Genomic DNA, 26,907 nt, shown 5'->3' on the forward strand with positions numbered 1-26,907 from the left:
ATGTGGGTAGTAAAAGGTATACTCTTTGCCAGTCTGCTGCTGTGGGCAAGTATTTCGGATATCCGAAAACGGGAAATCCCGGATATGCTTCCGGCATGCATCTTATTTATCGGTTTGATTCAAGTCTCCCTGCTCCCTGCCCTATTAGGTTTGTTTGTTACCGCTCTTCCCTTTTTTGCAGCGGCGATTTTATCCCATGGGAGGATCGGCGGCGGAGATATAAAACTGATGGCTGCTTGCGGCTTTGTTTTAGGCGTTTCCGGGGGATTTCTGCAAACGATCATTGGACTTTCAATAGCTTTGATCGGGTGGTTGTTCCAATCCGCCAATTCCTGTTTCAAAAATAGTCAAAATATAGCGATGCCGCTTGCGCCGTTTTTGGCTGTGGGCGGCATCATCGCTTTTTGGATCATTCATAGAGCTTAGGAGGAATGCAAATTGCAATGGGGTAAGAATCGTACCGTGCTAGGGATTGGCTGTATTGTCCTTTCTCTCCTGATTTGTTTTGGGTTAACGCTCCTGTTTCAACAATCCTTGCGGGCACAGACGGAAATCGTCAGAGTCACGCAGGACATCGCAACGGGCGAACAAATCACCAAAGAAAAGCTGGAAATCGTCCAGGTTGGGGCATACAACTTGCCATCCAATGTGCTGACATCGATGGATGCAGTCATAGGACAGTATGCCGCTGCTGTGTTACAAAAAGGAGACTATATTCTCTCGACGAAACTATCCGCTGTTCCGCTCGCAGAATTTTTGGACCGTTTGAACGGAAGTAAGCAAGCAATCTCGATCAGTATCAAAAGTTTTGCAGCGGGTCTATCGGGCAAACTGCAGACCGGGGACATTATTACCCTGATCGCTTCCGATTACGGAGAAATGAGAACGACGACCATGCCGCCGGAACTGCAATATGTCGAAGTGCTTGCCGTAACGACAAGCAGCGGGGTGGACAAAGAAAAGGCATCCACACAAAATAAATCCGACGATGACAAGCAGCAGTTGCCTTCTACGCTCACGTTGCTGGTACAGCCGATACAAGCGGAGCTTCTGGCCGATATGGAGGTCAAAGGCCAACTTCATGCTGCTCTCGTATACCGGGGAGATCAGGCCACTGCTCAAGCTTTTATTGCAAAACAGGATGCTTTTCTCTCCGAAAAGTCTACACCAGATAAGGAGGCTGTCCATGAATAATCACCAAATCATTGCCGTATGGGGCAGTCCGGGCAGCGGAAAGACGGTAACTTCCATAAAACTGGCTCGGGAATTTGCCTCCAGGCAAATCAATGTACTGGTTGTTCTCTGTGATTCGGTGTGCCCTTCGATTCCAACCCTTCTGCCAGGTGTCCATGCAAAAGAACAATCATTGGGCCGATTACTCAGTTTGCCGTCGATATCGCAAGAACAGATTTTCCAGCATCTCGTTCCATGCAAAGCTTTTTCCCATCTGGCGTTCATCGGCTATGTTCACGGCGATAACGCCTTTACCTATGCCAGCTATACCAAAGAGAGAGCACTGGATTTTTTCACCTTGAGCCGACACCTTGCAGATGTCGTCATCGTGGATTGCTCCAGCGTGTTGTCTGCCGATCAGTTATCCGTGGCCGCGCTTGAAGTCGCTGATCAGGTTTTGCGAGTGCATGAATGCACGCTGAAAAGCCTGAGTTATTTTGCCTCCCATTTACCACTGCTGAGTGACTCCCGATTTCATACAGATCGTCATCTGCATCTTCTTTCCAACGTGAAAGCAAAACAAGACAGTGTTCAATACAGCAATGTCTTTGGGGGGATCCATCACCTGCTGCCTTTTGTCTCTATCGTGGAACAACAAGCGGTTTCGGCTCGGTTATTGGACGCTTACGAAGGAAAAGACGCCCGTTCCTACCTGAGTGCTATTCAAAAATTAGCCGGACGTTTTATGGACTATCCTTCGAAAGCAGATAAGCAACCATTCATCCAGCGCTTGATACAAAGGTTCAAAGGAGTGCGGTCATGAAAGGGGCAACGTTATTTTATCCGGCAAGTAGCAATAAAAAGCCATTTTCCGAAGTACTGAAAGAGGTGCAAGAATATCTCTCCGGCAAATACGCTACGCTTATTTCCCGAAATGCCGAGGAACAAAAACAACAGATCATTTCGTATACCACCAAATATGTCATGGATTATCGCTTGAGTGTAGACGGGCTTTCTTTCGACGAACTGGTGGAACGGTTATATGCGGAAATGGCGGAGTTTTCTTTTCTTACCCCGTATTTGTTTTCCCATGATGTAGAAGAGATCAATATCAACGGGTACAAAGATGTCAAAATCACCTATACGGATGGACGCATTCTCCCGGCCTCTGAACAGTTTACCTCACCGGAACATGCCGTCGACGTGGTCAGACGCCTGCTGCACAAATCAGGGATGATCCTGGATCATTCACAACCGATCGTCCGTGGACATCTGGCCAACAATATTCGGATTACAGTTTTCGGAGCACCGATCACTGATTCGGACAAAGGCGTAGCCGCATCCATACGGATCATTAACCCGCAAAAATTGGGAAAACAAGATTTCATTCGCAACGGAACGGCTACGGCGGAAATGCTGGATTTTGTCAGTCTTTGCTTGCGCTACGGCTTGTCCATTTGTGTTACTGGAGCCACCGGCAGCGGGAAAACGACCTTGATGAGCTGGATGTTATCGACCATTCCTTACGACAAGCGAATTTTCACCATTGAGAATGGCACCCGGGAATTTGATCTTGTGGTGGAAGATGAAAATGGGCAAGTACAAAATAACGTCGTTCATACCGTTACCCGGTACAGCGAAGATAACAGGCAAAATATTGATCAGGAGAAGTTGCTCGAATATGCCCTTACCGCCAACCCTGATGTCATCTGCGTCGGGGAGATGAAGTCGGCAGAGGCCTTCGCCGCGCAAGAAGCAGCTCGTACCGGTCATGCCGTGATTACAACGACACACGCCAATTCCTGCATTGCCACCTATTACCGAATGGTTACGCTCTGCAAACAAAAATACGATATGAGCGACCAAACCTTGTATAACCTTGTGACGGAGGCGTTCCCGATTGTCATGTTTGCCAAGAAATTGGAGGATAACTCCCGCAAGGTGATGGAAATCACCGAATGTGAAATTCTGCCGGATGGAAGTCGAAATATCCGCACGCTTTTCCGCTATGCCGTGGCCTCCAATACGATAGAAAATGGGAAAATTCGGATTGCCGGATCCTATGAAAAAGTCCAAAATATATCGCCAAGTTTGCAAAAACGGCTGCTCGAAAACGGGATGCCGCTCCATCTGCTTGAGCAAATGATGGGAGGCGAATCCGCATGATCGTACTGCTCGTCATGGCCTTTATGGGCCTCGTTGCCGGTTCCTTCCTTGTTCTGAAGTTGAATCCCGCAGAATGGGTGCGCGAAGTAGCCGAACACATTCCTTTTCAAAAGAACCCTTCCTTGCGAAAAAAAATCAAAGCCGTACAGAATCCGAAAAAGAGAAAAGGCATTCGGCTCACGATTGATGAAGCCAAAACGATGCTGGAACAAACGGGAAGGAAAGAATCGTTTGGAAAGGTATGTATTTCTTCCCTTGCCCTCTTTTTGGTTGGTGCGCTATTGGCCCTGGCTTTTGGCAATTTGTTTATGGTGCCGGTTCTCGCTATTGGTTTTGCCCTTCTGCCTTTTTGGATCGTACTGTTCAGCGCAAGCTTTTACAAAAAACGTCTGAATGCCGAATTGGAAACCGCTCTCTCGGTCATCACCACCTCTTACTTGCGCAGCGAAAGCATACTGTCCGCTGTGGAGGAAAACGTCGGTTATTTGAATCCGCCTGTTTCGGATGTGTTTTTGTCCTTTCTGGCCCAGTCCAAGCTGATTAACTCGAATCTGCAACAAGCGTTGACAGAGCTAAAAAGTAAAATCAACAATAGCGTCTTTCAGGAATGGTGCGACGCAATCATGGCTTGTCAGGAAGATGTCACGCTCAAAACGACGCTTACCCCGATCATTTCCAAACTATCCGATATGCGTGTCGTATCTGCTGAATTGGACTATCTGCTTTACGAACCGTTAAAAGAATTTATTACGATGGCGCTGCTTTTGATCGGGAATATTCCGCTCCTGTATTTTCTTAACAAAGATTGGTTTCACACGTTGGTCGATACAGCGGCGGGCAAATTCGTCATGGCTCTTTGTGCGTTAACCCTGTTCATCTCCCTGGCCGCAGTCATTCGATTAACACGCCCGATCGAGTATAAAAGATAAAACCTACTCGCAAGGAGGAACTGAAATGTCAACATCACACTCTCGCGATATGGAAACAACCTTACAACGAACCGCTGCGATTCTGGAAAGACTCCTTTCCCCTCCTCCCTCAGTTACTGCCCAAATTCAAAGGGGATTGAAAAAATACGGAACGCGGGGCTTTTTTCAACGATTGGATGAGCTGGACCTGCCCGAAGAAACGCGTTACAAGCTACATGCCGTGCGCCTTGTCCTTTATGGAACCGGAGAATTGAAGGATGAATCCGATCAGGAAAACAGGGATGTTCCGCAGGATTGGGGGTACCCCTATGACACCATCTTATAACTCGCTTCATGCCTCCAACTTTATTGAAGGGATATCCGCACTGACCGGCATTTCGACCCACAAACTGCAAAAATACGCCAGGGATCATAATCTGTTCAATATTCTCGATCACCCTTATGTCATTGAATCCACGCCGCGCCAGCTTGAAAAGCTCCATCTGTTGAACGAATTTCTCGTTTCCTACAAATTGCTCCGATTCGAAGAAAGTCAGGGGAAGAGCCCGTTCCGTTCTCCCGACGATGCCGGAAAGTTTTTTGCCGCGCAATTGGGACATGTCAAAGACAAAGAGAAACTGATGGTTGCGTTTTTGGACAATGGGAACCATTTGATCGAGTCACGCGTGATGTCAGAAGGCAGCGTCGGGTTCGCCCAAGTTTATCCCCGCGAGATTTTAAAAGCGGCATTGAATTGCGACTGCGCCGCTATCATTTTGGCACATAATCACCCCGGCGGTTCCCTTCGTCCCAGTATGGAAGACCAAATCCTGACTGAGCGCCTTGTTTCGATTTTCTCTCCATTGCACATTTCCGTGTTGGACCATTTGATTATTGCGAACGGAACTTACGCTTCCATGGCCGCGATGGGGCAATTGCCGCAGCCTTCCGACGATAAAGTAAATTACGAGAGCATCATACTTCGTTCCGAGAACACAAGCGTGAACGAAGCCATTTATGAGAACCATTCGGCTGCTTGGGATGACTTTAGTTCTCACGACACCACATGGGAAGACGATGAATTTGAACGATGAAGGAGGTGAGCCTATGATCGGCATCCTTGTGAGCTTCGGTCTGCTATTTGCAACCGGAGCTTATTTTTTGGCCTCAGAATGGTTAAAGCTGCCTACATGGGCGGATACGCGTGTCATCATGCAAGCAACCAAGCCGTTCAAGCGAAAAAGCCAGCTTCTTGAAGCAATTGTTTCCGAACTTTCAACTCGCCTAGCTCCCCTCATTCCGCTAAGCGATTATAAACGAAGAAAGACCGAAGCCATATTGAAATCGACAGGGATCCGCATGACGCCTGCCGCGTTTTATGCCAAGGCCATCGTCAAATCCGGCTTGGTCGCCCTGTCGATTATTCCCTGCTTGCTCATTTTCCCCTTGCTTTCTCCTTTGCTTCTGTTTTTAGCGATTGGTATTTACTTCAAGGATATCCAATCCGCGGACCGGGTCATTCGCAAAAAGCGGGAGCATATCGAATATGAACTGCCCCGCTTTGCCGCTACCATTGCACAAGAGTTGAAGGCGACCCGAGACGTTTTGCTGATCCTGGAAACGTATCGAAAAAACGCCGGAGAAAGTTTGGCAAGCGAACTGGAAATCACGATAGCCGATATGAAAAGCGGCAATCACGAGACGGCATTAACCCGACTGGAGACTCGTATGGGCAGCACGATGCTGTCCGATATTGTCCGCGGCCTTCTGGCTGTACAACGGGGCGACCAAGGTGTCGTCTATTTTGAAATGCTGGCTCATGATTTTAAGCTGCTGGAAATTCAGCGATTGAAACTGATCGCGATGAAGCGTCCCAGCAAAATTCGCAAATATTCCTTTTATATGCTTGGATGCTTTTTGCTCATGTATCTGGTGATCATCGGTATGGAAATTATGAAAGCCCTCGGCAAACTGTTTTGAAGGGAGGAGTTGCGAATGCAGCATTGTTTACGGTGCAAACGCGGCGAGGGTTATATCGATGTTGTCGTACTTGTTCTGGTTGTCATGCTCGGTATCGCGTTAGCGGTGAAAGTGTTTCCTGTGTTTATCGCCAAAAACCAGCTTGACCGTTTTGCCGACGAATTGGTCAGAGAAGCCGAAATCGCCGGCAGGGTCGGTCAGGAAACAAGCCGCCGCGCGATACAGTTAAAGAACCAGACTGGGCTTGATCCGACCATCTCCTGGTCCAAAACGGGAAATGTGCAAATCAACGAAGAAGTTACTGTCACCTTGCAAGTAACGGTGAACATTGGGTTGTTCGGCAGTTTTGGTTCTTTCCCCATCGACCTGACAGCTAAGGCATCAGGAAGATCGGAGGTCTATTGGAAATGAAGTTCATTCGCAATACATTCGGGAACGGATACCCGCTTGTCATAGCTGCGGTGTTGGCGATCCTGATCATTTCCTGTGCCATATTTGAGTATATGCGACTTGTCATTATCGCTACCGGCGTACGGGATGCAGTGCAAAGCTCCATCATTGCGGTCGCTACGGAAAACTATGCGCAAGTGTATAACGGGCTGAGGGAAGGCTATTCCGGCGGCTATACCTTAACCGCCGCGGATACGTGGAGTGAACAATTCAGTACCGGCGATGTGTATGCTCGCCTGGATCAAACGCTTGGGCTTACCGTACAAGGCAACAAACATATCAAGTATGCCGGTACCGAAGAAGAATTTGCGGTGTCAGGTCTTAACATTTCTGTTCAAAACGCTCCCTTTGCTCCCGCTTCCCCCAGTACCGTTTCAAAATTCGAAGCAGAAGGAACGATTACGCTTGAGGTGCCCTTCTCCTTCGGCTGGCATGCCCTTCCCCCGATGAAATCCACCTTGACCGTGAAAGCGGGCTATACGCCAAAGTTTTGAAATCATGTGTCAACCACTGTTTTGTTGAGATTTACAAATATATACAGTACAATAAATTTAGGAGAATGCCTGGTTTATTGTACTGTACTCTGAGAAAAAGGAGATGAGTAGCGATGTTTAATCCGAAATCCAAATCGAAATGGCTGATTCTAATCTCGGGAGTATCCGTTATCTGCCTTCTATGGGCAGTTTTTATAATCGGTTCACCAAATAAAGAAGAGCAGGAGCCGGTAGCCAATGTCCCGGAGAATTCAACGCCAGCTTCCGTTGCAATTAACACGGAAGAGAAACAATCCAATAACATTGTGGATATAAAAGATCCTCAACCGGAATCTTCTACGGCTCCGTCACCCTCTCCCGTTATCGTACCTGAAATAAAAGATCAACCAACCGTAACCGATTCACCGGTGCTGCAACCTGAAACGAAAAAAGAAGATGTGAAAGTTCCTATTGCAACTCCAAAGGAAGCATCTAAACCAACGGAGCCGCCAAAACCCAAACCAAAAACTGCTACACAGGATAAATCCACTCCTCCTGTTTATGACGAGAAGGAGACGCAGCCAGCAAAAAAAGATAGCGAACCTAAATCCGGAGATAAAATTAGCAAAGGCCAGGTATGGTTTCCCGGTTTTGGTTGGGTAGATCAGGAAGGACCAAATCAGGAAACCGTGGCAAACGATATGTACGAGAATGGCAATAAAATTGGCAGTATGGATTAAAATAAAATCTATTAAATCTTGTTAAAGAGTGCGGCTAATATAGCGTGCTCTTTTTTTATGGGAGGTGTTCGGCTTGCGAAGGCTATTCAACATTCTTGGCTTCTTCATTATCGCTTGCATGCTCTCTACTACTACACCCGCATTCGCTACGGGTGACGGCAATATCGATAATGGCGGAGGAGACATGGGGCAAGGTAACTCGCAAAACAAGTGGAGCCCTGGTGATGATGGGGTTCGAATAACTGTCATCCGTGCAAGCGATGAAATGCCAGTTTCTACCCCAATGGACTATACCAATAAAACGATACCTGAAAATCTTCTTCACTTTGGTAAAGTCAGTAAAATTCACTATCGCAATGGAGCAAATTTAGCACCGAAAAATGGTGGCTACATCTATATAAAAGCAAAGCAACCCATTCCCAAAATCATTAGTTCCGGCAGTTCCCCTTCCAATATTGAAGTCATCAAAAGTTATTTCACAGATGAGCAAGTGATACGCAGTATCGCTTCATCTTCTGGAATCGACTTTGACACCCTCACCAACGGGAACTACCGTCTATTACTCGAACCTATTGCCTACTTCACTTTCCAAGGCTCCAAAGTAGGTATGACCGCTCACGAAGCGGCGCTATATGATCAAGTCCTGAGCGGCGGATTACGTTCGAAAATGGTCAGTCTTACTCATCAAAATTTGCCGCTGGCAATGTTTCTGGAAAAGCCGGATCTGGGTTTCCCTGCATGGTCTGGCTCCAGTAGTGACCGTGTAAGCAATGCCCAGATTATATCATCACTCGGTCTTGGCATTGTACGGTTCAAAGAATTGCCTCCACCGCCTCCTGTTGAAAGCGATGCGGAATATGAATATCGGACCGATACCGAAGTGATTACCTCGGTATTCCTATCAACTGGAGAGCAGATTACGCCTGAAGATCCTGCACAAGTCACCTTCTCCGTGATGGGCAGCTCCTACACCGTAACAGACATCGTCATTCCGGAAGGCGATAGCCAGGTTGTCTGGTTTAAATGGCGAACTCCTCGTACACCACAAATGGTCACGATTCATGTAAGCACGAGCCAAGGAAGGTTAAGTCAACACACCATTCAGGCCAATATTGTAGATCTTGATCAGAACCCGCCGCCAAATCCCACCGCCACAGATCGTAACGATTCCTTCAAACTCCCCACTCTTCCTTCCCATCCTCAGAAAACAACGGCTTCATGGGGAGTTTGGTCAGCAAGTTGGCATGCCAACTGGGTTTGGATATCGAATTGGGTATGGCACGGAACCGGAGATGGCGGCGGTTACTGGGTGGATCATGGTCATTGGGAAGATCAAGGCTGGTGGGATTATCACTGGACAAGCTACATCGCTTCCTTATCGGCCACCCATACCGTCAAGCCGGACGATAAAGTGCCCACCGCTTCGGGTAAAACGATGAAATCCGGGTACGGTATTCAAATGAATGTCAATACTTCCCTTGCCTCCAATGCTCCCGCCTCACACATCACCGGAGCGCAGCATGCTGTAGCTTATTTTCCTGAATTCCAATTTTCCACCTACTGGCGATTGTACGACCGAATCACTGGCGGATATCAGGCGGCCTTTGAACTAAAGCCCAATAAATACTCGACCTATAACCGGAGGGTCCATTTTACGCCGATCTGGTTTCCTGATGGAATCTATGAGCCCTATACGGAAATTATCGATGCCTGGACGCCTGACGGAATGTTGCAAGTCAATGTGTCAGACCAAATTCAAATCAAAGAAAATCTATATTCAGATTGGCATATTGCTCCCAAAAAATAAACAGAAACCGGAAAGGCGGTACAACCATGCTGCTACCGATTATCATGCTGCTCCTCTGCCTTGTTGGCGGAGGTGCAGTCTTTTTTTATCTCAACATGAGCAACCGAAAAAAGAAAGCTACATCTGATACAAAACAACAAACAGCCCACGAATTTATCAACGTGAAAGATATTCGCGGACACTATTTGTATACCTTGGATGGTTTGGTGCTGTGCTTTTTGAAAGTTTTTCCCGTTAGCATTGACCTGCTCAGCAAGAGTGAAAAACAGCATTTCATCAATATGCTAACCGCCGAGCTTTCCACCGTTCAGTATCCGTTCAAGTTTATTGCGGTTAGCCGTCCAGTTGATATCTCTCCCGTCATCTCACAATTGACCTCATTATTGAATACCGACGACCCCAAACAAAAGGAATTGCTCAAACACGAAATATTGGAGATGAACACATTCGCGCTCTCTGGAGAAGTGGTTGAACGCCAATTCTATCTATCTGTCTGGAATCGCCTTGAACCGGATGGTGAACGAGAATCGCTCCAACGTATTAAAAGTCTGGCTCAACATTTTGAAGACTGTCAAGTACAAACCCAAATCCTGAAGCAACAGGATATTGTTCGGCTGTGCAATCTGGTTCACAATCCGGGGTATACCCATCTGGAAACGACAGATCAAGATGCGGTCATTCCCTTTTTAACGGAAGGGGGCCTATTACATGGCCGTTGATCCGGGTACAGCCAAAATCATTGCACAAATTGCTGCAAAAATAGCCACCGATGAACAAGTCCGTAAACGAATCCTCCTGCTTGTGCTTGCGCCTGTCATCACTTTCCTCCTCCTCATCGCCATGATTCTGCAAATTCTGACCGCCCCCTTTCAATTTCTCGGTAGCCTGTTTAAACCGAATGAATTGCCTTATGTCACGGAAATGAGAGCCGACTACGGTTTCACCCAGCTGCTGCAAGAAGCAGATGATGGGTACCGGGAAAGTCTTGGTCAGCAATACGAGGGTGTCATCCTGAAATCGGGTGAAACCGAAGTCGTGTACTACAACCAAATGGATTCCCGATGGGCTAATACATTGTACGGCACCAGCGATACGATTGGCGTAGCCGGTTGCGGCCCAACCTCATTGGCCATGGTGGTATCCACCCTTTCCGGCCAAACGGTCGACCCGGTCACCATGGCAAACTGGGCGTATCAAAACGGTTACTATGCAGAAGGCAACGGCAGTTACCACAGCCTGATCCCGGAAGGCGGCAAGCACTTTGGTCTGCAAGTGGAAGGCAGCAGCGCCAAGGAAGCGCAAAAAATTGTCGATGCCCTGGCAAGCGGCAAATTGGTGATCGCCATTATGGGCAAAGGGCACTTCACTTCATCCGGGCATTTTATCGTGCTGCGAGGCGTAACGGAAGAAGGGAAAATCCTGGTTGCAGATCCCGCCAGCAAAAAACGCAGCGAACAAGAATGGGACCTCGACATTTTCTTGAAAGAAGCTCGACAACATGCCGCCGCGGGCGGTCCCTTCTGGATATTTTCCAAACAAGGAGTGAACCCATAGATGGCAAAACGAAAAGAGCATTGCGAAATATCAGTGAATCCCTCGTTGCTTAATGTCATTACTCCACTCGGATTGGGGTTTGAACGCAATCGGTTTGTTCTCGGAGAAAACAGTGCAAAAGTATATGGAGTGATTCAGTATCCGCAAAAAGTCGATGTCGGTTGGCTCTCGAAAATGACCCACATTCCCAGCACCATCGTCACTATTGGTTATCAACCTACCGACAACAGCGCTCTGATCTCGGCCATTTCCAAATCGATCATTCAGAATCGAGGCACAGCGGAAAGCGCCAAGGATCCGCTCACTCGTCAACGGGCAGAAAAAGCGGCAAATGACGGTGAACGAATTATGCTTCAGATCGATCAGCACGGAGAAACCGTAGGCTTGATGAATATCACCGTCATGCCGCTGGCCGACGACGAGAAAGGGTTTAGCCGTGTTTGCCGCAGAATGGAAAATACGCTGAGTATGTTAAAGTGTAAAGTTCGTACGTTGGCCAATTTGCAAAAAGAAGGATTTCAGCATCTCTCCCCCACGTTTCCGGGAAACGAACAGGTTGAAAATATCCTCAATCGGATCATACCGATGAGTACGTTTGTAGGGGGCTTTCCCTTTGCCAGCAGCGGTTTTAGCGACGAGAATGGCTACTATTTTGCCAAAGACAGCCACGGCGGACTTGTTATTGTCGATACCTGGCATCGCGGCAATGACCGTACCAACTCCAATTTCGTCATTATGGGTGTGGCAGGCGTAGGAAAATCGACAGCCGTGAAACATATCGCACTCAGCGAATATTTTATGGGAACCAAGCTAATCTTCATCGACCCGGAGTCTGAGTACAAAGAACTATGTCAAAGTTTAAACGGGGATTGGATCAATGCTGGCGGCGGTTCGAACGGGATGATCAACCCTTTGCAAATTCGTCCCGCTCCCCGTGATGAAGAGGGGGAAAAAAAACCGCTTTATAAGGATGAAGGCAATGGAATGTCAGATATGGCCCTACACCTGAAAAATCTTGAAATCTTCTTTAATCTTTACATTCCTGACCTGACCATTATGCAAAAAGCGGTACTCAAGCAATGCCTGATTGAGTTATACAACCAGTTTCACATTACCTGGACCACAGATATTACAACACTAAAAAATACCGACTTCCCCACCTTCTCCGATCTGTTCCAATTAATCCGCCATAAGGAATCGACACTCGAAGACGAAGTCTATAAAGAACTACCCCTGCTGCTCTATGATATTGCAAACGGCGGGGATTCTTTTTTATGGAACGGACATAGCACGATTGAAACCCATTCCCGCTGTATCTGCTTGGATACTCATACACTGCAAAATACATCCGACAATATTAAGCGAACCCAGTATTTCAACCTGCTTTCCTGGTGTTGGGAGCAAATGTCCAAAGATCGGACGGAACGGGTGCTGCTCATCTGCGACGAAAGTTACTTGATGATTGACCCGAATGTGCCTCAAAGCCTGGTTTTCCTGCGAAATGTGGAAAAACGCGCTCGGAAATATGAATCCGGGTTAGCGATTATTTCACACAGCGTCGTGGACTTTCTCGCCCCGGAAGTAAAGATGTACGGGCAGGCGCTTCTGGATATTCCCTGCATGAAGATTATCATGGGAACGGACGGAAAGAACTTGCAGGAAACGCGAGAGCTTTACAATCTTACGGATGCCGAAGAAGAACTACTGGCCAGCAAGAAACGAGGACATGCCCTATTTATGATCGGTTCCAAGCGGCTGCACATTCATTTTGATATCCCTGAGTACAAGTTTGCTTACATGGGAAAGGCAGGCGGACGATAACGATGGAACGAAAGAAGAAACTCATTGAATTGTTCCTCTACATCGCATTTGTTCTTGTAGGCACGGTATTGCTCTTGCTTAGGGGAGTGTAAGCGATGATTTTATATTTGACCAGCAAGGACAGAGTGAATCTGCTGGATTTTGCTGAACAGGAAACCAATCTCATTGCCAAAAAGCTCACTGGCCGTTTTTCTCTTTTGCAGTTTGTCGTAAAAGACATGCGTAACTTTAGCCACTTCAAGTACTTTGTGATAGATCGAAATGCCGTGGTCGAGGACGATGTAGAATTTGTAAAAGCCATTGCGTCCTTTCTCACCATGTACGAAGCCAGAGTAATTGTAATAGCCGAGGGTTTGCAAGCCGAAAGCTCGTTTGCGAAAGAATTGATCCAATCCGGTGTATCTGATCTTGTGACCGCACAAGACATAGAAGAAATTCAAGCTGAAATTTTGGAATGCCTTTCCGCTAATGGCATGCAAAGATATAAGATCTCCCCCGCTCCTACTCAAACCAATAATGAATTACCTCTGCCCGAACAAGAGCAGTATCGTTTTGACTGTACCAATATTACAATCGCTATTGCAGGAAGTGATCGCCGGACTGGAGTAACAACAACGGCGTTCAATCTGGTCTGCTGGATTAACAGCCATGGTGGAACGGCTTGCTATGTAGAGGCTAATACCAGCAAGCATCTGGCCCATATCGTCCAGCTATTTCAGCCCGAGCAGGACCAGAACGCCTATATACTTGAACAAATGGATTTCTATTTCACAAAGGAGTTAAACAAAGATTATAACTTTATTGTTATAGATTGTGGCGTACTTGGGGAAAGGCAGCTTCAGGAGGAGTTTGTCCATGCAAATATCCGAGTACTCTGCGGTTCCGCTATGCCTTATGAGTTGCCGGTTTTCTATAAGGCAATCAGGCGGTGCAAAGAGTACGCTGTACAGGCATTGGGGCTTTTTGTCCCTGGGGATTTGCAGCCTCATGTGCAACGTTTAATCAGCAATAACATCCGGTTCGGTGAAAGCTCCCATGATTTGTTTGATACTAATGTCAATGCAACAGTGTACAAACGATTGCTCTCTGAGTATATCCTCATATGATTCATACTTGAGGAAAATTGGCCTTGCAATTAGGAGCAACCTATCCGGAAATATCGGCCGTCATTACCGCCTCCCCGAGCGCATACCGTTACGCGGGCACCCGCAATAATATGCCTCTCCCACAACCTGCATGGACGCTGAACAATGAGGCTTTACCTTATTTGAAACCAAAATTTGACGTAAGCGGTACATTTCGATTCTTCTGGAACTGGATCACACGGCGCCCAAGCGGCAATAAGGCCGGCTTTATCAAGACGTTGAAAGACTCAGCCAAATCCGAGCTGCCCGTATTCCTGGTGAGCGAATGCAAGGACCGATCATGCTCGTCTCGGGTGGCGACGACCAGCTATGGCCTTCATCAAAGTTTGCTGAGATCGTGATGGAATGGTTAAACTGTCATCACCATCCCTATAAAAACATCCATCTTCATTATAAGGATGCAGGTCACTTCCTCTGTTTTCCGTACACCTTGCCCTATATGCCGCCCAATGTAATGCTGTCTCCCGGCGGAGGTATGACGGTTACATTTGGCGGCAGCGACAAGGCCAATACCCGCACCGCTCTCGACGCCTGGCCCAAGATGCTTGACTTTTTGAAACAAAACTTGGATGGATAAAGCTCGATAATATCGTTTAAAGGAAATTCCAGTTGAATTTTTTAGGAATTTCCTACCATTTTAACTCATAACCGTTTCTGCATTTCGAATCCCAGCATAGGAGGGAAAATTGCTCATTTCGATATTGCAACCTCAACGAGCCTTTGCATTTCGGACACTTACACTTCGAAGCAGGCCATCCCATAAGCTGAAGGTATTCGAAAATGGCCTGCCCCAGTTTGGAATAAAGTCCTTTCATTGCCTCTCTTGGTGACAAATTCAGCTGATTGACACTAAAGTGATGGTCAATAACTCTCTCTTGAAGGGAATGATCTGCCGGAAGCCAAGCCTGATCATGTGCCGTGTAAAGTTGCATAATTGCTCTGATGATACCCTTAGATTCATCTTCTACGCTGCAATGGAATCCGAGAAACAAATCCCATCGAGGGTGCCTTAGCGGAATACGAAAAAGATATGGATCAAATGCAGCTAATGTTCTCTTGAGTTTTGTTTCTGTAACAGCGCCTCGATCTGCTCTCTCGATGTCTTGCTTTCGCTTTTCCAATGACTGCTTCCATTTATCCCACTGAAGTTTCTTCTCGTTATTTAGTTGAAGTGTTTCTTCTTTTGCTTTTAGTCCCTGATTGATTTCTTGAATTTGTTGTTGGATGCGATTTCGATTATCTTCATGAGCCCCCAAAGTTTTTCGGTTAAAACCGAATCTGGATGATAGCTTCGCACCTTCACTCCGAAGCGCCGCGGCAACTTGCTGCAGCTCCAATTGCAATTGTTCAACCTGTTTTTTATCGTTTGCTATTTGCGAACGCAACTTGTTCCAGCTCGTCATAAATGCCTCGAAGCCGGGTTGCTTCGCTTCTTCTTTCGCCAAATTTGCCTTGTGTTGTGCCGCTATTGCTTGTCCATGTATGGTTAATAAATCTTTGATCATTTGATCGGCGAGCCGCTCCGTTCCCCAAAATCTTGATGTGAAACCTGAGCATTCTTGCAGCGCGTAATCAATCGGGTCGTCAGGCTCTTCAATTGAGCCGATTCTTTTCCGATCCGGAGGGTTTTCGAAAAAATAGATTTGATGCTCTATGGAATACAACTCCATTTGATAAACCGTGCCATGTGCCAGCATTTTCTTTTCCGCAAAACCATAGCAAGCGATCTTCTGATTTTCTAGAAGCGTAACGTCGCCAACTTTAGCTGCGTAATCATGATGCACATAGAGTCGAAATGGTTTTGAATTTCGTCTTTTTTCCTCTCTACTGGTGGAAAAATCAATTATTATATGACCTTTATGAGTAGCATTTCTTACGGTACCTACGACTACAGCCAAGCAACTTGAACCGAGTTTGTCGATTCTGTTGATGATATCGTCCTGCATTCCGAATATATCGGCAAATTTAACTTTTTCCCCGCTTTCTGTTAGGACACCGAATGCAGAAACGTTATTCTTGAAGGTATTAATCTCATAATCTTTCAGCAGACTGGATAAGAAAAAATAAAACTTCTGGTGAGCAGGTTGGGTAAAGAATTTAGCATACGCTCTTCTTGAATACCCCAATGGATCCCCAATTTTTCTGACCAATTTGGCGCTTGTTAATATTCTGATCACCTTTGCTCGTTCATCGACGGACATTCCGTTTGTTTCTGCCAGCGAAATGACTTTTGAATCTGGACTCCGGAAACGGCACCTTTCGTAATGCTGCTGCAACTTGCCTTTTCGAAAAAAGGGATATTCATCGTCGGCGACATGTTCAAGAACCGTTGGTTGTTTGTCCTTTTCGTTCGCTGATATGAGATGTTTGGGAAGTTCTTTACATCCTAAACAGACATAACGATTTGGCTCCTTCAAGTGCTGGTGATTATGAACCTCCCTTGCCGATCTTATTTTCTCTGTCTTCCGGTCAATCGCCCAGTTCATGCTTAAATCAGAAGATTTAGGTTGAGACATGCTTCCATCATTCCTTTATCGTTTCCACTCGTTTTTGATAAGGTGAACCTCCGATATAAATCAAGTGCCCCCAAGCAACCTGGATGTCATGATAAGAAACACCCATGATCTCCGCTTGTTTGGTATAATCCATGATCACTTCAGGATGTTTCTGCAACATCAGGATCAATTTTAATGCGAATCCAATCGGTGTTTTTTCGATGACATTGGTATTTTTGACACAGTAAGCTCCTGCATGACCTATTCTCTCAACTGCACCGAATCTGATTAATGTTCTCAGCTTTTTTGATACATTACTTTGAGATACTTGTAGAATTTCGGCCATCTTTGTTTGTGGAATCCGACTTATTCCTTCCTTATCTCGATACTCCAGAAGAAGATCGATTACTTTCTGGTAAGACTCGATTAGATACTTCAAATTTTCGAACTCCTGTCTTTCTGTAAGCATATTTCCACCGTCCTGTTATCAATGCCTTTTTGCATGTGCTATCTTTGCGCCAAAATCACGAATTATCATTTGGGTGAAGCTCTGGAATTCTTCTGAACTGGTCAAACCCTCTGTCATGTACCGATTAAAAACCGTTTCAATATTGTCGGCCAGTTTCCAAGGATTAACAATCATAAATTGATTTTCAACGGTAATCATTCCAGCAAAAATATAGGAGAACTGCCCCCCATCTTTAATACGTCCTTCATGGACCAAACCGTTTCTGAATTGTTTGTAAAATAAGTCGGCCAATAATTGCTTTTTACCTGGCAGACGCTGGGCGAACTCCGGGATTTCCGTGGCCAACCAATGAACATACCTTTTGCGCACTTCTTCGATATTTGATTTCAGTCTTGATAGCACATCCATTGTTGTTACACAGAGTAAGCCTGCCGCAAATGCGTCATTGTCTTCATTTAGTTTCTTTATTGCCCCTAGGTAGAAACCATTTATTCTATCTCTGAATGCTTGGATAAGCACCTCTGGATTATCCAATGTGACATCGCGATATTTTAGAGTAGGTGAAAAGTAAATCCCGTCTTCGATTCGCACGTAATCAACTTCCTTAAAGGTTTTTGGAGATAAAACAATTGCCGCTCAGATTCCCTGTCGGGAAACGAGCGGCTTTTTATTGCCAAGCATGACACAAGTGAGGGACAATGGATGGCGTATGCAGCAAGAGGATATAACGCCATTCTTTGTCGTAAGAGCCGCGAAAGCAAAAAGACCTATTTGATCCATATGCGGACAAACAATGAACAAGAAATTACTTTTGCAATATTTGCCGGAGCTGTCTCCAACGAAAACAAATTGAAGATCTGTCAGCACAAGCTGATTCGGATGACATGGCCCCGAACCCGCTTCGAGTAGAAAAGCTGTCAAATCGTTCATAAAAACGGTTATCTACTTCACTTCGATACAGAAGAGAAATGACCGGAACTAAAATATTTTAATGCTCAACTTTGAACTTGTGAATAGAGTTATTCAATTCTTTGGCCATGCGGCTTAATGTTTGCACGGAAGCAGAAATCCCTTCTATCGAGGCCAACTGTTCCTGTGAGAATGAAGCAGCATCTCTACTCCTTTTGTAAGACGCGGTGGCAATGTTGTTCAGTTCACCGATGGAAGCGCTAATTTGTTCAGAACCGGCTGACATTTGTTCCGTCGCCGCAGAAACTTCTTCGGCCTGCGCAGCAATCTTTTCTGAATCTAAAACAATATTTTGGAAAATCCCTCCCGCCCATTGTATGATTTGATTCCCTTCATCCGCCTCTTTTGTACCGATTTCGATAGATCGGACCACTTTGAAAATATCATCCTGAACTTTTTCGATCATATCCGCGATCATGTCCGCCGACTGTTTGGATTGTTCCGCAAGTTTTTTGACTTCGCCTGCGACAACTGCGAATCCTTTTCCTTGTTCTCCGGCTCTTGAGGCTTCGATGGCGGCGTTTAAGGCCAACAATTCTGTTTGACTGGTAATTCCCGTAAGAACCTCGGTTATGCGATTAATTTCGTTCGATCGTTCCCCAAGCTGTCGTACCAGGGAGGCTGATTCATGAACCGTTTTGCTAACCATCTCCATTTTCCTAATCGCTTCTTGAATCGACTCATTACCTGCACCGGCTGCTTTTGCCGTTTCGTTGGAGAGTTCCGCCACTTCACCGGAAATTTCGGCAATGCGCTGCACACCAATCGCCATTTCTTCCGTTGCCTTACTGCTTTCTTCCGTCACACTTACCTGCATATCAGAACCGCTTGCAATTTCCTCGGTCACCACGGCAACCTGATTAACAGCCAGTACAGTTTCTTCGACGCTGCTTGCCAATTGCTTTGACGAATCTGCCACCTGTTCGCTTGTTGCTTTAATCCGTTCTATTAACGTGGCCAAATTCTGCCGCATCGCTTCGAAGGAAAGGGCAAGCTGTCCAATTTCATCCTTGGATATTGCCGCTATTGGCTGGCCTAAATCTCCCTCGGCAATCCGTTTCGTGCCTTGAATGAGTTTTTTCAGCGGCCGGATGACTGAACGACTATGTAAATAAACAACCACAAGACCGACTGCAAGTACGACCACAAGGTAGATGACGGACAATTGGTTATTAGCCTTGTTCGTTTGTTCGGCCTGTAAGACTGCGTTCGTGATCTCGATTAATTTGCTGTTACGGAGTTCATCAATACGTTTATTGATGTCCTCGGCGCTTTTGTCAAATTCGCCCATGATCCGATTACCACGTTCGTATCCGCCGGCGATGTACTCGTTTGCCATCTTTTTCCCCATTTCATAGTATCGGTCAAAAGAAGTTTTGGTTTCATCCAACTTTTGCGCTTCATGCGGATACATATCTTTCATTTTTTTCAGGTTTTCATGAAAAAGAGCCGCGTATTTTGCGGCTTGGTCGAAACCGTCGTCAAGTCCATCCTTGCCTCTCGTCGCGCTTATATCAGTGAGCCATTGCTGCACTTGCACGACAGATAACTTTAAATCATCCGCCAAAAGGGCAGCTTTCAAGGTATGATCCTCAATTTTTTTCAATTCCTTCCACTGTGCTTCGGATATGAAGTACTGAAACAACTGCATCGCTATAAAAGCGATAAAAAGAACTGCGAACGAAATGAAACTTTTCATTTTAATACTCATAATCTATTGGTTCTCCCCCTTGTTTTTTATCTATTTAGAATAATTATATTTAAAAAGATGAAATTAAACAATAAACACGGGCACCGATGTGCAATCAATTTTTTATAGTTCCCTTGCAAAAAAATCACGCGAAGAATCCCTTTTTCAGGACGCTTCGCGTTGTTTAAAGATTTATTTTAGAATGTCTACCATCCGGAGCAAAATAGTAGCCGCTTCCGCTCTTGTCATCGTATCATTTGGCACGAACTTGTTACCTGCGCGACCGCTGACGATGCTAAGCCCACGAATCGCTTCTACAGAGCCTTTCGCCCACTGGGGGATCGCTTCATCATCAACAAAACCAGTTGTGGTATGGGCTTTGAGCGGTCGTTTGATCGCTTGTGCGACCATGACCGCCATTTCCGCGCGGGTAACCGACGCATTCGGACGGAAGCTGCCGTCTTCATATCCGTCGATAATTCCCGCCTGTACCGCCTGGGCAACCGCTTGCTTCGCCCATGCCCCGATTTGATCGTTATCGTTAAATGTAAGAGCAGCGCCCTTCTCTTCCAACCGCAAAGCACCTGTCAGCATCACAGTAAATTCCGCGCGAGTAACAGGATGGTTCGGTTGGAACGTCCCATCTGGATAACCGCTGACGATTCCTTTGGCCGCGGCACGCTTAATGTGATTTTCTGCCCAGTGTCCGGCAATGTCGGTAAATTCAATAACTGGTTCGTATGGCTTGGGTGTTTCTCTGTAAATAGTCAACGTGTATTTCTTCTTCGTACCATTCTCCGCCTGCACCGTTAACACAAACGTATTGTCGCCTTCCTCCAGATGTTCTTTCGTTCTGTCCGTGATCTCTTTTTCTTTCAACATCACCTTCGCCCCAGAGTGTGCAGATTTTGCTGCAATCTCGACCTGCTCGGCTTCCGTTCGGGCCGTATAACTTGTCGTACCAGCTGCAAACGATGGGCTGAGTTCCAACTTCTTATCCTTATCCCGTACCCTCAATTCTTCAAGATCGGCGTTACTGGATAACACCCTGCCTCCTCCGGAACCGCTACCCCCGGTACCGCCGCCTCCACTCGAAGATTGGGCTGTTGTTGCTTGCTTGCTGAGCGACGTACTCTCGTTACCCACAGCGTCATAAGCCTTGACTTTGAACATGTACGTCGTATTGCCCGACAGGCTGTCGACTGTGGTTGCATATACCTTCCCGCTTACCGTCATACGCTCCTTGTCATCGACGTAGATCCGGTAGCCCGTCACACCGACGTTATCCTTCGCTGTTGGCCATGACAGCTTCACGCTATTTTTCGTGATACCCGATACAGTCAACTGACTGCCGCTTGGCCATTGTGGTGCTTCGGTGTCCGGTATCGATGGCTGCGGCAGCGTCTTGGCCGAAGTATTCAGTCCCGCGCTTTCGTTCCCCACTTCATCATAAGCCGTTACTTTGAACGTGCAGGATGTATTGGCCGTTAAGCCATTGATGGTGGTTACGTATACGTTCCCGCTTACCGTTGTACGTTCCTTGCCATCGACGTAGATTCGGTAGCCCGCCACAGCAACATTATCCATCGCACTTGGCCATGCCAGTTTCACGCTCGTTTGCGTCACATCCAAAACCATCAGTTCACTGTCATCCGGCCATTGCGGTGCTTCTGTGTCTGGTTCCGACGGCTGCGGCAATGTCTTGGCCGAAGCGGTCAATGCATCACTTACATTCCCCGCCGCATCAAAAGCCGTGACTTTGAACGTGTAGGATGTATTAGCAGTCAAACCGTTGATCATGATTCCATTTCCACTGCTGCTGCCTACCGTTTCGTACTCAGCTCCATTGACATAGATTCGGTAGCCGGTCACCTCCACATTATCCGTCACACTTGGCCAGGACAGCTTCACGCTCGTTTGCGTCACATCCGAAACCGTCAGTTCACTGTCAGCCGGCCATTGCGGCGCTTCGGTGTCCGGCTCCGTTGGCTGCGGCAACGTTTTGGCCGATGCACTCAGTTCCGCACTTTCGTTCCCTGCCTCGTCGTAAGCCGTTACTTTGAACGTATAACTCGTTTCTGCCGTCAGACCATTAATGATGAGTGCATTTTCGTTCCCGCCTGCCGTTTTGTACTCGACATCATCTACATAAATCCGGTAGCCCGTCACTCTCACGTTATCCGTCGCGCTTGGCCATGAAAGTTTCACGCTCGTCTGCGTGACATCCGAAACCGTCAGTTCACTGTCATCTGGCCATTGCGGCACTTCTGTGTCTGGTTCCGACGGCTGCGGCAATGTCTTGGCCGATACGCTCAGTGTCGCGCTTTCGTTCCCTGCCTCGTCGTGAGCCGTAACTTTGAACATATAACTCGTTTTTGCCGTCAAGCCAGTGACGATGATTGCATTTTCGCTGCCGCCTGCCGTTTTGTACTCGAAGTCATCTACATAAATCCGGTAACCGGTCACTCCTACGTTATCCGTCGCGCTCGGCCAGGACAATTTCACGCTTGTCTGCGTAATGTCCGAAACCGTCAATTCACTGCCATCCGGCCATTGCGGCGCTTCGGTGTCCGGCTCCGTTGGCTGCGGCAACGTCTTAGCCAAGGCGGTCAGTGCCGCGCTTTCGTTCCCTGCCTCGTCGTAAGCCGTAACTTTGAACATATAACTCGTTTCTGCCGTCAGGCCAGTGACGATGATTGCATTTTCGCTGCCGCCTACCGTTTTGTACTCGACGTCATCTACATAAATCCGGTAGCCCGTCACTCTCACGTTATCCGTCGCGCTTGGCCATGAAAGTTTCACGCTCGTCTGCGTGACATCCGAAACCGTCAGTTCACTGTCATCCGGCCATTGCGGCGCTTCGTTGTCCGGCTCCGTCGGCTGCGGCAGCGTCTTGGCCGATACGCTCAGTGCCGCGCTTTCGTTCCCTGCCTCGTCGTGAGCCGTAACTTTGAACGTATAACTCGTCTCCGCCGTCAGGCCAGTGACGATGATTGCATTTTCGTTCCCGCCTGCCGTTTTGTACTCAACCTCATCTACATAAATCCGGTAGCCCGTCACTCTCACGTTATCGGTCGCGCTCGGCCATGAAAGTTTCACGCTCGTCTGTGTCACATCCGAAACCGTCAGTTCACTGTCATCCGGCCATTGCGGCGCTTCGGTGTCCGGCTCTGACGGTTCCGGCAATGTCTTGGCCGAAATAGTCAATGCCTCACTTTCGTTCCCCGCCGCATCATAAGCTATCACTTTAAACATATAGGTCGTATCTGCTGCCAGACTGGTCACAGTGGTTCCATTGACGCCGCCGCCTACCGTTTCGTGCTCGGTTCCGTTGACATAGATCCGGAAACCCGTTACGCCCACGTTATCCGTCGCTGTTGGCCACGACAGTTTCACGCTTGTTTGTGTAATATCCGACACGGTCAGTTCACTGCCAATCGGCCATTGTGGTTCTTCGGTGTCCGGGTCGGGCTGCTTTGCTTTCGGCGTTACCGGATTCGATGGGGCTGATGGAACCGAGTTTCCTATTTTATTCGTCGCTTCTACCGTAAACGTATACGTCGTGCCGTTCGTCAACCCGGTGACGATAATCGGGCTTGAATCGCCGCTCTTTGTAATCGGCGTTGCCGTTCCGTTAACCCAGCCAGTGACGGTGTAACTTAGGATAGGGCTGCCTCCGTCATTCTCCGGCGCATGGAAGCTGACCTTCGCTTGACCGTCTCCCGCCTCCGCAATTACTTTTAGGGGTGCACTGGGTACTGAAGAGACAGGATCTGCGGCAGGGATTGCAATTACTTCATCCGAGAAATCACTTGCTCCTTTTGTATTGAAGGCTTTAACCGCAAAGGCATAACTCATGTAATTCATCAAACCTGTAACGGTGTATGTGTTGACTGTTATATTCTCTTGTATCAATACCCAATCATCCGGGTTTGCCGGCGCTGATGTCCCTTCGTATTTGTACACCGCGTAGCTGTCCGCATTTGCTCCGGTGCTCCAACTCAGGGTGATTTCCCGGTCGCCAGTGGCGCTCGTCAGCTTTTCTGGCGCAGAAGGAGCGGAAGGAGCGGTGACCGGAATCGTATACGTTTCCGTCATGACGTCACTATCCGCCATGCCAGCCTTGACTGCAATCGCTTTAACCGTCATGTTTCGCGTTACAGGGATCGGTTCGTGATACAGCAAGCTGCTGCCTGGAGTTGGCGTGCTGCCATCCGTCGTGTAATAAATCGACGCTCCGGCAGTAGACGCAGACAACGAAACTGTCGTTCCCGACTCCATCTCTCCACTTGGCTTGCTAGCTGTCGGCGCGGCAGCTTGTGGAGCGACGTAAAAAGGATATGCGCCTCCAACTCCCGATCCCATTTTCGCTTCTTGCCCATCTGTCGCCATTGCGAACAGCACATGCATGCCTGGAGTCAAACCATCAAGCGAGCCTTCCCAGTTTTCCTGGCCTGAGGGTGTCGCCTTCTTCCATGCGCCTTGCGAAGAATCAAGCTGGTAGTATACGTCTAGTATCCGGCCTTGAATGGGAGCGTAATTGTTTTTCGGTGTGAAACGAACGGAAGCCGTTCCATCGGTTAATCTGTTGTTCGGGAAAGCATCGATCTTCACAGGCAATGGACTCGCTGTCTCCCTTTGATGAATGGCCATCAATTGATTGGTCGTCGCCGTAGCGTAAACCTGATTTGTCACAGGATTGACCGCTATAGCCGTCGCATTGACGGCACTCGCCAGTTTTGTCCAGGTGTTCCTCACTCCATCGAGAACCGTAATCGAATTCAATGCGGCGACATAGATTTTATCGTTTCCCTCGTCCACCGCCAACTTTTGAGGATAATCATCATCTAATGTTAATAATTGTGCGGTCGATAAGGATGCGCCGTCTATGACAGTAATGGTTCTGCCCAAAAAGTTGGAGACATAGACTTTGTTCGTTTTTTTGTTAACGGCGATCGCATAGGGTTGGTTTCCGGCGGGAACGGTACTCGTGGCATTCGACGCCCCGTCAATAATCGTAACGTTATTGCTTCCGCTATTGGCTACATAGATTTGGTTCGTTTTCTCGTTAACTGCCGCCATTTTCGGGTTTGTCCCTACCGGCACAGTAGCGGTAACCTTTTTCGTTGCGCCATTGAGAATCGAGACTGTACCATCCTGGGAATTGGTAACATACACTTTGTTGGTTAACGGATGGATAGCCACATGGACCGGACCCGAACCGACAGGCACGGTGCTTTTGTTGTTCGACGCCCCGTCAATCACAGTCACACTGCTGCTTTGATTGTTGGCGACATAAATTTGGTTTGTGATCGGATTGACAGCAATGGCGGAAGGGGACCCGCCCACAGGAACTGTTGTGACAATGGTATCGTCGGTGCCATCGATCACCGTCACAAAGCTGGGAGCTGAATCATGCACGACATAAATCCGGTTCGTCAGCGGATTTACGGCTGCCGCGATTGATCCTTCGCCAACATTCAAATTCTTTACGATGTTTAATTCTTTTGATTTCAAATCGACAATAGTTACTTCCCGACTGCCCGCATTGGTTACATACGCCTTTTGGGTAAAAGGATTGATCGCCACAAATCGGGGATTGTTCCCCGTCCCAATCCTGCTTATATCCGTACGCGTTCCGTCAATTACGGATACATTATTTTTATTCTTAGATCCGGCATAAATTTTGTTGGTGACCGGATTGACGACGAGAGGAGCATCTCCTTCTCCAATATCTACTGCTAATGTACCCAACGAATTGTTTGTATCGCCGTCAATTACCGTGACGCCGTCATTGGCGGTTACATAAATTTTATTTGTGACAGGGTTTAAGACCACGTTTTTAGGTTTTGACTGCACCGGCACCGACTTTTCAATGGCTTGGTTTTTGCCGTCTATAATCAAGGCAAGCCGGTTTGACAAACCGATGGCATAAATTTTGTGTGTGATCGGATTCACAGCAATTCCTACTAAGTAGTCATTAAAAGGAATCGTATTCTTCAAAATGTCGGTATCGCCATTGATCACCGAAACGCCTCCAGCATTAGCATGAGCGATATAAACCTGGTTCGCGGCATGATCGATGGCAATCGATTCCGGATAATCTCCAACCGAAACCGACTTGCTTAATTTGCCTGTTTCCCCATCTATAATCTTTACAACATTTCCCGAGCAGGTTACATAGACTTTGTTCGTCTGCGGGTTGACGGCGATCGCACGAGGCATGCTTCCCAAATCAACGGTACTCGTCACTTCATTCGTTTCGCCGTCAATGATGAACAAACTTTTGCTTTCTTTATTGATTACGTAGATTTTGTTCAAAACCGGATTTACGGCAACTGCTATGGGGTATTTTCCCGTCCAAATGTTTCTCGTCTGTTGATTATTTCGATCAATGACCATGACGATGTCATTATCTGAAATACCACCAAGATAACTGGTGACATAGATTTTATTCGTTTTCGGATTTACAGCAACATCCAACGGCATGCCGGATAGTTGCCAACTTAGCTTTGATTGATTCGTCACACCATCAATAATCTTGAAGTTTTCTTTACCCGCATAACTGATGACATAGATTTCGTTCGTAATCGGATTCACGGCGGCTGCGCGCGGCTCGTACTTGTCTATTTCCGCAACCACCGCATCTGCCGACACGATCTGCGGAGTATGAACAAACCCAGCGATAAGCATAACCGCGATAATCCAGATCTTGACTAATGCAGCAAACCTTCGCCTGAAGCTACTCTTCGCTATCGTTAAGAACAAACCTGCATGTGTAAGAAGTAATCCTTTTCCCATCATTCCAGTCCTCTCTATCTATTCATTCTTAGCAATCGTTACAACAGTTGCATTTCATCCATATATTTCTGCTGCACGGGTCCTCGATAAAATTTGCAATGATAAGACAATCATCTCTATTTTATTTTGAATAGAAGTGCATATCTATTCCCCTTGGGGGAAGTTTAGGGGGTATTTTGGGGAGTAATATTCCATTGATGCACCGACAGTGTTTTACTATAATCAATTTATGGAAAACTTCAAAAATGAAAAAAGGACTTCCACTA

Annotated in this window: 22 protein-coding genes; 17 read left to right on the forward strand and 5 right to left on the reverse strand. The window is 47.1% G+C overall.

Features of this window, described 5'->3' with window-relative positions; translation table 11 throughout:
- The 17 genes from KJS63_RS05600 (at position 1) to KJS63_RS05680 (ending at position 14,794) form a co-directional block, all read left to right on the forward strand.
- Positions 1-426: a prepilin peptidase gene (locus KJS63_RS05600; protein WP_024982811.1), complete on the forward strand. Its 426-nt coding sequence runs from the start codon at positions 1-3 to the stop codon at positions 424-426.
- Positions 427-438: 12 nt separating this feature from the next.
- Complete coding sequence (cpaB, locus tag KJS63_RS05605) at positions 439-1,194, forward strand: Flp pilus assembly protein CpaB (protein WP_024982810.1); 756 nt, start codon at positions 439-441, stop codon at positions 1,192-1,194.
- Positions 1,187-1,996, forward strand: a complete 810-nt coding sequence (locus tag KJS63_RS05610) for a hypothetical protein (RefSeq protein WP_024982809.1) — start codon at positions 1,187-1,189, stop codon at positions 1,994-1,996. Before cpaB ends, KJS63_RS05610 begins: the two co-directional genes overlap by 8 nt.
- Entirely contained in the window at positions 1,993-3,339 is a 1,347-nt protein-coding gene (locus KJS63_RS05615; RefSeq protein ID WP_024982808.1) for a CpaF/VirB11 family protein, read from the forward strand. Before KJS63_RS05610 ends, KJS63_RS05615 begins: the two co-directional genes overlap by 4 nt.
- The gene (locus KJS63_RS05620; protein ID WP_024982807.1) at positions 3,336-4,268 is read left to right on the forward strand and encodes a membrane protein; all 933 of its coding nucleotides are present in this window, start codon (positions 3,336-3,338) and stop codon (positions 4,266-4,268) included. The genes KJS63_RS05615 and KJS63_RS05620 overlap by 4 nt, the downstream gene beginning before the upstream one ends.
- 25 nt (positions 4,269-4,293) lie before the next feature.
- Positions 4,294-4,593, forward strand: a complete 300-nt coding sequence (locus KJS63_RS05625) for a hypothetical protein (protein ID WP_197029761.1) — start codon at positions 4,294-4,296, stop codon at positions 4,591-4,593.
- Positions 4,577-5,341 (forward strand): JAB domain-containing protein, encoded by a 765-nt coding sequence (locus tag KJS63_RS05630; protein ID WP_024982805.1) that lies wholly within the window; start codon positions 4,577-4,579, stop codon positions 5,339-5,341. The genes KJS63_RS05625 and KJS63_RS05630 overlap by 17 nt, the downstream gene beginning before the upstream one ends.
- Positions 5,342-5,354: 13 nt before the next feature.
- Entirely contained in the window at positions 5,355-6,227 is an 873-nt protein-coding gene (locus KJS63_RS05635) for a hypothetical protein (RefSeq protein ID WP_024982804.1), read from the forward strand.
- Positions 6,228-6,242: 15 nt separating this feature from the next.
- The gene (locus KJS63_RS05640; RefSeq protein WP_024982803.1) at positions 6,243-6,638 is read left to right on the forward strand and encodes a DUF4320 family protein; all 396 of its coding nucleotides are present in this window, start codon (positions 6,243-6,245) and stop codon (positions 6,636-6,638) included.
- On the forward strand, positions 6,635-7,171 hold the full coding sequence (locus KJS63_RS05645; RefSeq protein ID WP_213618257.1) for a hypothetical protein: 537 nt from the start codon (positions 6,635-6,637) through the stop codon (positions 7,169-7,171). Before KJS63_RS05640 ends, KJS63_RS05645 begins: the two co-directional genes overlap by 4 nt.
- Before the next feature lie 113 nt (positions 7,172-7,284).
- Positions 7,285-7,890 carry a DUF6550 family protein gene (locus tag KJS63_RS05650; RefSeq protein ID WP_213618258.1) on the forward strand — a complete coding sequence of 202 codons (606 nt, stop codon included), beginning with the start codon at positions 7,285-7,287 and terminating at the stop codon, positions 7,888-7,890.
- 73 nt (positions 7,891-7,963) lie between these two features.
- Complete coding sequence (locus tag KJS63_RS05655; protein ID WP_244862487.1) at positions 7,964-9,697, forward strand: DUF8193 domain-containing protein; 1,734 nt, start codon at positions 7,964-7,966, stop codon at positions 9,695-9,697.
- Positions 9,698-9,723: 26 nt separating this feature from the next.
- Positions 9,724-10,416, forward strand: coding sequence for a TraC-like domain-containing protein (locus KJS63_RS05660; RefSeq protein ID WP_024982799.1), 693 nt, complete (start codon positions 9,724-9,726; stop codon positions 10,414-10,416).
- Positions 10,406-11,251, forward strand: a complete 846-nt coding sequence (locus KJS63_RS05665; protein ID WP_244862488.1) for a C39 family peptidase — start codon at positions 10,406-10,408, stop codon at positions 11,249-11,251. Before KJS63_RS05660 ends, KJS63_RS05665 begins: the two co-directional genes overlap by 11 nt.
- Positions 11,252-13,072 carry a VirB4 family type IV secretion system protein gene (locus KJS63_RS05670; protein WP_213618259.1) on the forward strand — a complete coding sequence of 607 codons (1,821 nt, stop codon included), beginning with the start codon at positions 11,252-11,254 and terminating at the stop codon, positions 13,070-13,072. It abuts the gene before it with no gap.
- A gap of 95 nt (positions 13,073-13,167) precedes the next feature.
- Positions 13,168-14,178 carry a hypothetical protein gene (locus tag KJS63_RS26120; protein ID WP_244862489.1) on the forward strand — a complete coding sequence of 337 codons (1,011 nt, stop codon included), beginning with the start codon at positions 13,168-13,170 and terminating at the stop codon, positions 14,176-14,178.
- Between the two features lie 289 nt (positions 14,179-14,467).
- Positions 14,468-14,794 carry an acyl-CoA thioester hydrolase/BAAT C-terminal domain-containing protein gene (locus KJS63_RS05680; RefSeq protein WP_280520789.1) on the forward strand — a complete coding sequence of 109 codons (327 nt, stop codon included), beginning with the start codon at positions 14,468-14,470 and terminating at the stop codon, positions 14,792-14,794.
- Positions 14,795-14,846: 52 nt separating this feature from the next.
- On the opposite strand, the gene KJS63_RS05685 is transcribed toward KJS63_RS05680, so the two are convergent.
- The 5 genes from KJS63_RS05685 to KJS63_RS05705 all read right to left on the reverse strand — a co-directional run bounded on the left by KJS63_RS05685 (position 14,847) and on the right by KJS63_RS05705 (position 26,644).
- Complete coding sequence (locus KJS63_RS05685) at positions 14,847-16,733, reverse strand: hypothetical protein (RefSeq protein WP_213618261.1); 1,887 nt, start codon at positions 16,731-16,733, stop codon at positions 14,847-14,849.
- Between the two features lie 7 nt (positions 16,734-16,740).
- Positions 16,741-17,151: a transcriptional regulator gene (locus KJS63_RS05690; protein WP_163859544.1), complete on the reverse strand. Its 411-nt coding sequence runs from the start codon at positions 17,149-17,151 to the stop codon at positions 16,741-16,743.
- Between the two features lie 48 nt (positions 17,152-17,199).
- The gene (locus KJS63_RS05695) at positions 17,200-17,772 is read right to left on the reverse strand and encodes a hypothetical protein (RefSeq protein ID WP_213618262.1); all 573 of its coding nucleotides are present in this window, start codon (positions 17,770-17,772) and stop codon (positions 17,200-17,202) included.
- Positions 17,773-18,169: 397 nt separating this feature from the next.
- Positions 18,170-19,861 (reverse strand): methyl-accepting chemotaxis protein, encoded by a 1,692-nt coding sequence (locus KJS63_RS05700; protein WP_213618263.1) that lies wholly within the window; start codon positions 19,859-19,861, stop codon positions 18,170-18,172.
- 171 nt (positions 19,862-20,032) lie between these two features.
- Positions 20,033-26,644, reverse strand: a complete 6,612-nt coding sequence (locus KJS63_RS05705; protein WP_213618264.1) for a fibronectin type III domain-containing protein — start codon at positions 26,642-26,644, stop codon at positions 20,033-20,035.
- Positions 26,645-26,907 lie beyond the last annotated feature (263 nt).

This window comes from Paenibacillus sp. J22TS3, assembly GCF_018403205.1.
Classification (GTDB): domain Bacteria; phylum Bacillota; class Bacilli; order Paenibacillales; family Paenibacillaceae; genus Fontibacillus; species Fontibacillus tuaregi.